Genomic DNA, 11,108 nt, shown 5'->3' on the forward strand with positions numbered 1-11,108 from the left:
GCGATTCCTACGCCTATTATGGCGGACCGGACTATTACGGTCCGGGCTACTACGACAACGACTACTACGACAACGGCTATCCCGACGACGGCGTGGTCGCGGTGGTCCCGGGCGTCTCGGGCGACGCGAGCTATTGCGCGCAGCGCTACCGTTCCTACGATCCAGCTTCGGGAACCTATCTCGGCTACGACGGCTTGCGGCACCCCTGCCCGTAGTCCGAGTCGAGAATTGGATTCAAGAAGGCGGCGCATCAACATGCGCCGCTTTTTTTGCGGGCAACGACCGCGAAGCGCTTTCGCGCGTCGGGAGCGGCGAACCTTCGCTCCTGTTCAGCACGTGATCATGCCGGGCGGCGTGAACCGACGCGCGCTTCGCCTTATGCACCAAAGCACGCATAGCTGCATGCAAATCTCGCGGGGACTGCCTTTTACCGGAGTCCTCCGGTGCGGTTCTGCCCAGCGGCGTGCAGATGAGAGCCAGCTTCCGTTGCATAATGTAACCAGGGCGATTCGCCTGGCCCGTTGCCGCCGGATGCGGCCGGGACCGGAAGAATAGCCACATCGCATAGGCTCCGTTGTCTTGCGCCGCGACGACGCGAGGTGTGCATGCCAATCTACAGCGTATGACGCTCGATCTCGGCGCCATTCGCGCTGCAGCAGCCGCTCGTACCCGCTCAGTTCCGCACGGCGGTCGACGGACGCTTCGCCAACTCGCCTGCGATCGCATGTCTCGCAGGACGATAGGGTTTTGATGTTGTCGCAACGCGTCACTCTCGGAATTGGGCTTGCCATTCTCCTGCTGATCAGCGCGGCGTCAATCGGCATGGACGTCAAGTCGCGCAGTGACGCGGCCTGGGTCGATCACACGCTGGACGTCCTGAACAAGATCTCGGACTTGCGCCGGCTCCTCCGCGGCGCGGAAAGCGCCTCGCGCGGCTTCGCGCTCACCTCCGATCAGGCTTTCATCGACGAGTTCCGCGCGGCAAACGCCCGGATTCCCACGGAATTTGCCGATCTGCTGGCGACGATCAGCGACGATCCGCGTCAGACGGCAGAACTGCGCAGCATCGAGGGCGTCATCGATCGCCGGCTCGCGATTCTCGCCGAGCTGCTTCGCCTCCACTCCCTGGGCAATTCCGCCGCCGTTGCCGAGTTGATGTCCAAGGCGGAGGGCCGCGCGGTGATGGCATCGCTCACCGCGAGCTTCGACAGGATGACCGCCGAGGAGCGCAGGCTGCTGGCCATTCGAACCGCCGCTTCAAAGGCGAGCCGCAGCCTGTTGTTGGCCGTCGATCTCGCCGGCGTGGCGCTGATCCTGATCCTGGCTTTCATCATGATCCGCGGCGCCTACCGCTCGCGCCGCAAATTGGAAGATTCGTTGAGCGCCAGCCAAGCCGTGGCGCAGGCGCAGCAGGAGGTGGTCCGGCACTCGGCCTCCGTGCTGGAAAACACCTTCAAAAGCATTGCCGAAGCGGTGCTGGTGATCGATACCAACGGCGCCGTGGTGCTGTCGAACCCGGCCGCGACCCAGATGCTCGGCTACGGCTCGGGCATGACGATCGCCGATCTCTGGATCAGGAACGCGTTCTGCCGACCCGACGGGGTGACAGCGCTGACGGTCGACGAGAGACCGTCGACGCGCGCGCTGCGCGGCGAACATGTCGACCGCAAGGAAGTCGTCGTCCGTCCGATGGACGGCGGCAAACCGGTCCATGCCGTGGTCAGCGGCCGTCCCTTGCGCGACGCCGCCGGCCGGATCAGCGGCGCCTCCATCGTGTTCCACGACATCAGCGATGTGCAGGACATCGAGCGCAAGCTGCAGCAGGCCCAGAAGCTCGAGGCGCTCGGCAAGCTCACCGGTGGGGTGGCGCATGATTTCAACAACATGCTCACCGTCATCACCGGCACGACCGAGATCTTGATGGCCGAGCTCGAGGGCCGCCCGGAGGCGCTCGAAACCGCCGGACTGATCAATGAGGCCGCCGATCGCTGCACCGAGCTGATCCAGCATCTTTTGGCGTTCGCCCGCCGTCAGCCGCTGCGGCCGCGAGACGTCGACGTCAACGCCGTCGTCCTCGACATCACCAAGCTGTTGCGCCCCACGCTCGGCGAACAGATCGAGATCCAGGCCGCGCTGGAAGCCGGGGTCGCGACCGCGCACATCGATTCCGCCCAATTGGCGAATTCGCTGGTCAACATGGCGATCAACGCCAGGGACGCCATGCCGCGCGGCGGCAAGCTGCTGTTTGAAACCCACGACGTCGTGGTCGATGAAGCCTATGCGCAGGCCAATCCCGGCGTCGTACCCGGTTCCTATGTCATGCTCGCCGTGAGCGACACCGGCACCGGAATGCCGCCGGACGTCCGCGACCGGGTGTTCGAGCCGTTCTTCACCACCAAGGAGGTCGGCAAGGGCTCGGGGCTCGGGCTCAGCATGGTCTACGGCTTCGTGCAGCAATCGGGCGGCCACATCAAGATCTACAGCGAGGAAGGCCACGGCACCACGATCCGGCTGTATCTGCCCCCGACCGCCGGCACCGTGCAAGCGCGGACAGCCGAGCCCGCGTCGATTTCCGCCGGAGACGAAACCATCCTCGTCGTCGAGGACGATGAGCTGGTGCGACGCTTCGTGATCTCCGAACTGCGCAGCCTGGGGTACAACACGGTCTCTGCCTGCGACAGTCGGGAAGCGCTGTCGCATGTCGACCGCGGCCAGCGCTTCGACCTGTTGTTCACCGATGTCATCATGCCCGGCGGCATGAACGGCCCGCAGCTTGCCGACGAAGTGGCACGACGCCGTCCCGGCACCAGGGTGCTCTACACCTCCGCCTATACCGAGAATGCGATCGTGCATCACGGCCGGCTCGACGAGGGCGTGCTGCTGCTGTCAAAGCCCTACCGCAAGGCGCAGCTCGCGCAGATGATCCGCCTCGCGCTCGACGATTCCGTCCAGACCGGAGCCGCCGAGCAGAACCGCCTGACGCACCAGACCGAATGAGCGCGTGAGGCGATGAATCCGGAAGCGGTCGAGGGACTTCGCCCCGCGGGCGATCCGGACCCGGGCCGGACAACGCCGAGAAAAAATGCCGTAAGAATCGGCGAGAGAAAATGGCAAGAAAAACTTGCGTGACAGGAACCTGCGCGATGACCCGCAGGCAGGGCCCGCCGGCGCCTGGGCTTGTTGACACCACCTTTGACCCGGTGAGATAACCGATTTCCGGCATCGCGCGACGATTGCCATGACGTTGATACGGAGTGTCTCGCCGTGATCGGGCTGGCGACTTCGGCGCCACGGGCTTCGTCGACCGTCGCGAGCATGACATTGCTCAATGGTATCGGGCGGGATGCCTCATTCGGCCGATTTTCGCCGCACGACGGCTGCGCCATGATCTTCCGCAACGGCGATTCAACGATGGAGACGGATACGCAGATGCAGTCTGGCTTGGGAGAAAGGCACGGGCGGACAACGGTGACGCATCAAGATGGTCGGTCCTAGGCCATGAGCGTTGCGAAAATGACGATCGGCTGGACCATGGGCGCCGTCACATTGGCGCTGGCCGCGATCGAAGCGTTGGTGCCGGCACAGGCCCAGCAGGGTCCAGCAGCACCGCCGGCGGTCGGCGTGATGGATGTCATGAAGCGGCCCATTACCCAATCCAGCGAGTTCTTGGGCAGGATCGAGTCGACCAACCGCGTCAACGTGGTGGCGCGGGTGACCGCCTTTCTGGAAAAGCGGGACTTTGTCGAAGGCGCCGAGGTGAAGACCGGCGATCTGTTGTACGAGCTCGAGCGCGGCCCGTTCGAAGCCGATCTCGAGGCGAAGAAGGCACAGGTCGCGCAGTTGCAGGCCACCCTTGTCAACGCCAAGCTGACCACCGAGCGCGCGAAAACCCTGTTGGGCGGCCCGGCCGGCCAGCAATCGACCTACGATGCGGCGCTTGCCACTCAGCAGAGCCTCGAAGCCCAGATTCAGGCCGCCCAGGCGCAGGTCGATCTGTCCCAGATCAATCTCGATTATACCCAGATTCATTCGCCGATCGATGGCAAGGTCGGCCGCACCGCGGTGACCCAGGGCAACGTCGTCTCGCCGACCTCGGGCGTTCTGACCACGATCGTCAGCCAGGATCCGATGTACGTGACCTTCCCGGTCTCGGTGCGCGAGGCGCTGACCCTGCGCGAACGCTACGCCACGCGCGGCGGTTTCAAGGCGGTCGTGATCCGCATCCGCTTGCCGGACGGCCGCCTCTACGACAAGGTCGGCCAATTGAACTTCGTCGACAACACCATTGCGCAGAATACCGACACCATCACGCTCAGAGGCTCGATCCCCAACCCCCCGCTCTATGCCCCGTCCAAGACCCAGGGCCCGGTACGCGAACTCACGGACAACGAATTCGTCACCGTGCTGCTCGAGGGCGTCGAGCCGGTCGAGGTGCTGGCGATCCCGCGGGCGGCCGTGCTGTCGGACCAGCAGGGCGAGTATGTCTACATCCTGGGCGCCGACAACAAGGCGGAACAGCGCCGCATCGAGCTTGGGCAATCCACCGCCACCATCGCATCGGTCACCAACGGCCTCGCGCTCGGCGACAAGGTGATTGTCGAGGGGCTGCAGCGCGTGCGGCCTGGACAGCCGGTGTCGCCGGGACCGGCGAGCGCGCTGCTGCAGTCCAGCATGAAGGGCACCGCGGACGATCCACGCACGCAACAGGACAGCGACGGCATCGGACCGAAGAGCGCGGGCACAGCTCCATGATCTCCTCCGTCTTCGTCGACCGCCCGCGGCTTGCGATCGTCATCGCGCTGGTCATTACCATCGCCGGCGCGCTTGCCCTGTTGCAGATTCCGGTCGCGCAGTTCCCGGATATCGTGCCGCCGCAGGTGACGGTGACGGCCAATTTTCCGGGCGCCTCCGCCGAAGTGGTGGAATCCAGCGTCGCTCAGCCGCTCGAGGCGCAGGTCGTCGGCGTCGACAAGATGCTGTACATGAAGTCGACCAGCGGCAATGACGGCAGCTACACGCTGACCGTATCGTTCGCGCTCGGCACCAATCCGGACATCAATACGGTCAACGTCAATAACCGCGTCCAGAGCGCGCTCGCGCAATTGCCGACCGAAGTTCAGGCTCAAGGCCTGACCGTGCAGAAGAAATCGTCGGCCGTGCTGCAGTTCATCGTGCTCTACAGCAACAACGGCAAACAGGATCCGCTGTTCATCACCAACTACGCCATCATCAACGTGCTGGATGCGATTTCGCGCACGCCCGGCGTGGGGCAAGCGACGCTGTTTGCGAAGCTCAATTATTCGATGCGGATCTGGTTCGACACCCAGCGGCTGACCAGCCTCAACCTCGCGCCATCGGACGTGATCGCGGCGATCCGCGCGCAAAGCGTGCAGGCGCCGGTTGGTCGGATCGGCGCGCGCCCGATCAGCGATCAGCAGCAGTTCCAGTTCAACGTCCAGACCCAGGGGCGCCTGACCACCTCGGCCCAGTTCGGCGATATCGTGCTCCGCGCCAATCCGGACGGGTCGGTGCTCCGGATCAAGGACGTCGCGAGGGTCGAGATCGGCGCGCAGAACATGGACAGCGAATCGCGGATCGACGGCAATCCCGGCGTCCCGATCGGCATCTATCTCGCGCCCGGCGCCAACGCCGTGACGACGGCGCACGCGGTGCAGGCCGCGCTCGGCAAACTGTCGGAGCGCTTCCCGCCGGGCCTGACCTATCTCGTTCAATACGACTCGACGACGTTCGTGTCCGACACCATCAGGGAGGTGCTGAAGACGCTCAGCGAAGCCTTCGTCCTGGTCGTGATCGTCGTGTTCCTGTTCCTCGGCAACCTGCGCGCCACGATCATTCCGGCCGTCGCGGTGCCGGTCAGCCTGATCGGGGCCTTCGCGGTGCTGCTGGCGCTCGGCTATTCCGCCAATACCGTGTCGCTGCTGGCCATGGTGCTCGCGATCGGCATCGTGGTCGACGACGCCATCGTCGTCGTCGAGAACGTCGAACGCGTGATGGAAGAGGAGCCCGATCTCTCTCCGCCCGAGGCCACCAAGAAAGCGATGGCGCAGATCACTGCGCCGATCATCGCGATCTCGCTGGTGCTGCTTTCGGTGTTCGTCCCGATCGCCTTCATTCCCGGCATTTCGGGAACGCTGTTCCGCCAGTTCGCGGTCACGATCAGCGCGGCCATGGTGATTTCGGCCCTCAACGCGCTGACCTTGTCGCCGGCGCTCTGCGCGGTGTTCCTGCGGCACACCGGACCGCGGCGCGGCGTCATGGGGCGCGTCATCGGCGGCATCGACTGGGTTCGCGACCGCTACGCCAGCATCGTGCGCCGGACGTTGCGGATCGCCGTCCTGTCCCTGGTCGCGGTGCTGGTGTTTGCCGGCGGCGTGTTCGGCTTGGCGCGGATCACGCCGACGGGATTTCTGCCCGAGGAAGATCAGGGCGCGTTCTTCATCGCCGTGCAATTGCCCGATGGTGCCTCCGTGGCGCGCACCAGCCAAGTCGCCAGGCAGGTCGAAACGCTGCTGAAGAAGATGCCTCAGATCGAGCACGTGCTCGCGATCATCGGCTTCTCGCTGCTCGACGGCGGCAACGAGCCGAATTCCGCCTTCATCGTCGCGCGCATGAAGCCGTTTGCGGATCGCCAGAGCGCGGCGGAGTCCGTGCAGGCGACGATCCGGCGGACCTTTGGCGAAGGAACGCAGATTCGCCAGGCCAACATCCTGCCCTTCAACCTGCCGCCGATCATCGGGCTGTCGACCTCGGGCGGCTTCGAGTATCAACTCGACGCGCTGGAGGGACAGGATCCGTCCGCGCTCGGCAGCGTGATGGGCGGCCTGGTGGCTGCGGCCAACCGCGACCCGCGGCTGACCCGCGTCTTCTCGACCTTCACGGCGACCAACCCATCGCTCTATCTGGACATCGACCGGGCCAAGGCGCAGGCCCTCGGCCTCAATATGAGCGACGTATTCACCGCGCTGCAGGCCACGCTCGGCGGCATCTACGTCAACAACTTCAACATGTTCGGCCGCACCTGGCAGGTCAACGTGGAGGGCGAGGCGGCCGACCGCGGCGACATTCCCGACATCTGGCAGATCTATGTGCGCAACAGCAAGGGCGAGATGGTGCCGATCCGTTCGATCGCGAGTCTGCGGATCGTGACCGGACCGCAGGTCATCACCCGCTACAACAATTATCGTTCGGTGACGATCAACGGCGGACCCGCGCCTGGCGTCTCGTCGGGAACGGCGATCGCCGCCATGGAGCAGCTCTCCAAGTCGACGCTGCCGGCCGGCTATTCCTACGAATGGACCGGGACGGCCTACCAGGAGCAGGCGGCGTCCGGACAGACCGGAATCATCCTGGGGCTCGCGGTGCTGTTCGCCTATTTGTTCCTGGTTGCGCTCTACGAGAGCTGGATGATTCCGATTCCGGTTTTGCTGGCGGTGACGGTCGGCGTGCTCGGCTCCTATCTCGCCATCAAGGTCGCCGGCCTCAACGTCGATCTCTACGGCCAGATCGGACTCGTGGTGCTGATCGCGCTCGCGGCCAAGAACGGCATTCTGATCGTGGAGTTCGCCAAGGACCAGCGTGAAGCCGGCATGCCGATCGTGGAGGCCGCGGTGCTGGGATCGCAGATGCGCTTCCGTGCCGTCATGATGACGTCGATCGCCTTCATCCTGGGTCTGTTGCCGCTGGTGATCGCCACCGGCGCGGCGCAGATCAGCCGCAGGGCCGTCGGCACCGCGGTGTTCGGCGGCATGCTGGCGGCGAGTTCGATCGGCATTTTCCTGGTGCCGATGCTCTACGTGACGTTCCAGGGCTGGCGCGAAGCCGTGAAGCGGCCGTCGAAAGACAAGCCGGCCCATCCGCCGGCGGAGCATCCCTCGCCGCGCGCCTGAAACTGGCGTCCTTCGCGACCGGTCCCGATCTGCCAGGCCGCTGGCTCGGCTCCGCGCACGGTAGCGTGCAGAAAGAGCACTTTCCCAACGAGTCCAGATATTTAGGCTGGAATCTCGGGGCTTCCCGTGATTCTATTTTGACGTGGATGCGCGATTCGCAGGTGTTTCGGGTCAGAACGAAGGGCGATCACACGATGCTTGTCAGCGCCTTGCGTTTGGCAACGACCGGACCAGGCGTCTCGCGCTGGCTGCTGGGCCGCCGCACGCTGGTCCAGTTCGCCGCCATCATCGTGCTGGCCCTTGCCGGCCTCACGCTGAGCATCCTGGTCACCGAACGCTCCAACGACGCCCGGGCCTGGGTGCTGCGTACGCGTGAGGTGCAGCTCGCGGTCGACAAGGTTGTCTGGGATCTCCTGGAGCTGCAACAGGTCACCGAAGCCCAACGGGTCAGCCGCGATCCCAACGAGGGGCTTCGCTTCATCGTCATCCGCAACAACATCCGCATGGATATTGACGGGATTGTTCACCTGATCGCCGACGGTCCGCATCAGCAGGAGCTGTTGGCCCGACTGTCGGAATTGTCAGATCACTATCTCGACTTGATCGACCGCGTCGCGGCCTCCGATCCGGACTCCGGCGTCGGACGGAATCTGGCGCCGCTGCTGTCGGCCGATGCCGGCCAGATCTCGCTGCTGATCGGCGAGATGCGCAGACACGAGGATGCACTGCTGGAAGCGCGCTCGGCGCGGGCCGACAGGCTGTTCAGGCTGTTGCTGCCGACGCTGTGCCTGTCCGCCGCCATCATCACGTTGCTGGTGGTGATGGCCGCGCAATCGCTCAACCGCGTGGTGCGCGAGCGCGACCTCAGGCTTTCCGAAAAAGACCGTGAGCTCGCCGCCAAGGACATCATGATGCGCGAGGTCGATCACCGCGCGCGCAACAGCCTGGGGCTGGTCTACAACCTGATGACCTTCCAGCAGCAGCGCCTGGGCTATGACGACACCACGCGCAATCTCCTGGCGCAGGCCGCCAACCAGGTCCTGGTGGTGGCTCGCGTCCACGAACGCCTCTACAAATCGCAGGCCTGCAGCCGGCTGCCGATCGGCGGCTATCTGCGCGAGCTGTGCGACGACGTGGCGGCGTTTTCGCTGCCGGAGGAGCTGCGCTCGCTGATCGGGGTCCGCGCCATCACGGCCGATATTCCGGCCGAACAGGCGATCTGGCTCGGCCTGATCGTGGTCGAGTTCGTCACCAATGCGCTGAAATATGCCAAGCCATCGGCGGAATGTCCGATCCTGATCGACGTCGGCTTCACCGACGCGCGATTGCGCGTCACGGTGTCCGATTTCGGCCCAGGATTGCCCGGCGATTTCGATCTCGATGCGAGCCAGGGGCTTGGCATGCAGGTGGTGGGCCTGCTGGTCAAGCAATTGCGCGGCACGCTCGGTGTCGACCGCGACTGGCCCGGCGCGCGCTTCGTCATCACCATGCCGCTGGCCGCCTGATCACCGCGGCGGCAAGAAGCCGGTGGGAGACATCGGCGCGAGAATCGGGAAGGTCCTTGCCCCTCGCCCATCGCGGCACAAGCCGGTTGTGAGACATGGCTGCCCGGACTCACACGCCCGGCCGGGTACGGGCCCGAGCCTGCCCTGTGAACAACGGGGGAAGTCGTCCGGCTGCCGCCCCGCACAATTTTTTCCCTTGGGAATCCCGCAGGACTCACCGATAGTTACGGCCCAGACAGGCGCGGCGCTGGCCCCTGTTTTCCCGAGATTTCCACCATATTTAGTGTTTGATTCAGGAACTCGTACTAATCCTTGACGGGCGCGACGGAGTCGTCCTAGCTTCCCCTCTGTTCGGCGCGAGTGTGTCTGGGTCCCCGCCGGTCGCTCCCAAAGGGTTCCGAAATGACCACTCCGTCGGCCGGTCGAGGCAACGGGTGCAGGGCTTGTGTGCCCTGGCGTCGGGTTCGGAGACACCGCGGGAGAGGCCGGCAAGGGCCCGAAGCGTGGGGGCGTTGGACGCACGAAACCAAAGAGAAGCTGGCGGGTTTCGCCCGCAGGTTTCTCTGGGGGGACGTGCCGGGGCGAGATCGATCTTTCGATGTCGCCTGGAGAGAGATTGGGCCGGGTTCACCGGTCTGCGCTTGCGAACGGTCTGACCGCGGTTTGCCCGCGGTCCAGGAAGGTTCGCTCAATGGAAATGAAGCCGCCAGATCCGCAAGATGCGGCCAGCGGCCAAGAAGACGGGGCACGACCAATGCGAATCGAACGCCGCAACACCACTCAAGGCCAGTCACCCTATGCCGGCATTGATTTCAGATTGACGACATCGGAGATCCGCAACCCTGACGGCTCGGTGGTGTTTCGCCTCGAGAATGTCGAGGTGCCCGAGTTCTGGTCGCAGGTCGCCTCCGACGTGCTGGCGCAGAAATATTTCCGCAAGGCCGGCGTCGCCACCCGCCTGAAGAAGGTCGAGGAGGAGACCGTGCCGTCCTGGCTGTGGCGCTCGGTGCCGGACGCCGAGGCGCTGGCTGCGCTGCCCGAATCTGAGCGCTACACCAGCGAGCTCTCGGCCAGGCAGGTGTTCGATCGCCTCGCCGGCTGCTGGACCTATTGGGGCTGGAAGGGCGGCTATTTCACCAGCGAGGACGACGCGCAGGCCTTCAACGACGAGCTGCGCTACATGCTGGCCAGGCAGATGGTGGCACCGAACTCGCCGCAATGGTTCAACACCGGGCTGCACTGGGCCTATGGCGTCGACGGTCCCGGCCAGGGCCATTATTACGTCGACTACAGAAGCGGCAAGCTGACCAAATCCAAATCGGCCTACGAGCATCCGCAGCCGCACGCCTGCTTCATCCAGGGCATCGAGGACGACCTCGTCAATGAGGGCGGCATCATGGACCTCTGGGTGCGCGAGGCGCGGCTGTTCAAATACGGCTCCGGCACCGGTTCGAATTTTTCAAAGTTGCGCGGTGAAGGCGAACGGCTGTCCGGCGGCGGCAAGTCGTCGGGCCTGATGAGCTTTCTCAAGATCGGCGACCGCGCCGCGGGCGCCATCAAGTCGGGCGGCACCACGCGCCGGGCGGCGAAAATGGTGATCCTCGACGTCGATCATCCCGATATCGAGCAGTTCATCGACTGGAAGGTGCTCGAGGAGCAGAAGGTCGCCAACCTCGTCACCGGCTCCAAGATCAAC

The 11,108-nt window shown here is 64.7% G+C and carries 5 protein-coding genes and 1 pseudogene; all 6 read left to right on the forward strand.

Going from position 1 to position 11,108, the window contains the following annotated elements:
• Positions 1 to 215: BA14K family protein (locus tag WCB02_RS34275; protein WP_423965548.1), on the forward strand; the 215-nt coding region annotated here is incomplete at its 5' end.
• A 535-nt stretch (positions 216 to 750) separates the two neighbouring features.
• Positions 751 to 2,997, forward strand: a complete 2,247-nt coding sequence (locus WCB02_RS34280) for a CHASE3 domain-containing protein (RefSeq protein WP_423965550.1) — start codon at positions 751 to 753, stop codon at positions 2,995 to 2,997.
• Between the two features lie 501 nt (positions 2,998 to 3,498).
• Positions 3,499 to 4,752, forward strand: coding sequence for an efflux RND transporter periplasmic adaptor subunit (locus WCB02_RS34285; RefSeq protein WP_423965553.1), 1,254 nt, complete (start codon positions 3,499 to 3,501; stop codon positions 4,750 to 4,752).
• The gene (locus WCB02_RS34290; RefSeq protein WP_423965556.1) at positions 4,749 to 7,907 is read left to right on the forward strand and encodes an efflux RND transporter permease subunit; all 3,159 of its coding nucleotides are present in this window, start codon (positions 4,749 to 4,751) and stop codon (positions 7,905 to 7,907) included. The genes WCB02_RS34285 and WCB02_RS34290 overlap by 4 nt, the downstream gene beginning before the upstream one ends.
• A gap of 146 nt (positions 7,908 to 8,053) precedes the next feature.
• A complete protein-coding gene (locus WCB02_RS34295; RefSeq protein WP_423965558.1) occupies positions 8,054 to 9,412 on the forward strand; it encodes a sensor histidine kinase in 1,359 nt (452 codons plus the stop codon).
• Positions 9,413 to 10,166: 754 nt separating this feature from the next.
• Positions 10,167 to 11,108, forward strand: a pseudogene (locus WCB02_RS34300) (vitamin B12-dependent ribonucleotide reductase); the annotation flags it as partial.

The organism is Bradyrhizobium sp. (genome assembly GCF_049581145.1).
Taxonomy (GTDB): Bacteria; Pseudomonadota; Alphaproteobacteria; order Rhizobiales; family Xanthobacteraceae; genus Bradyrhizobium.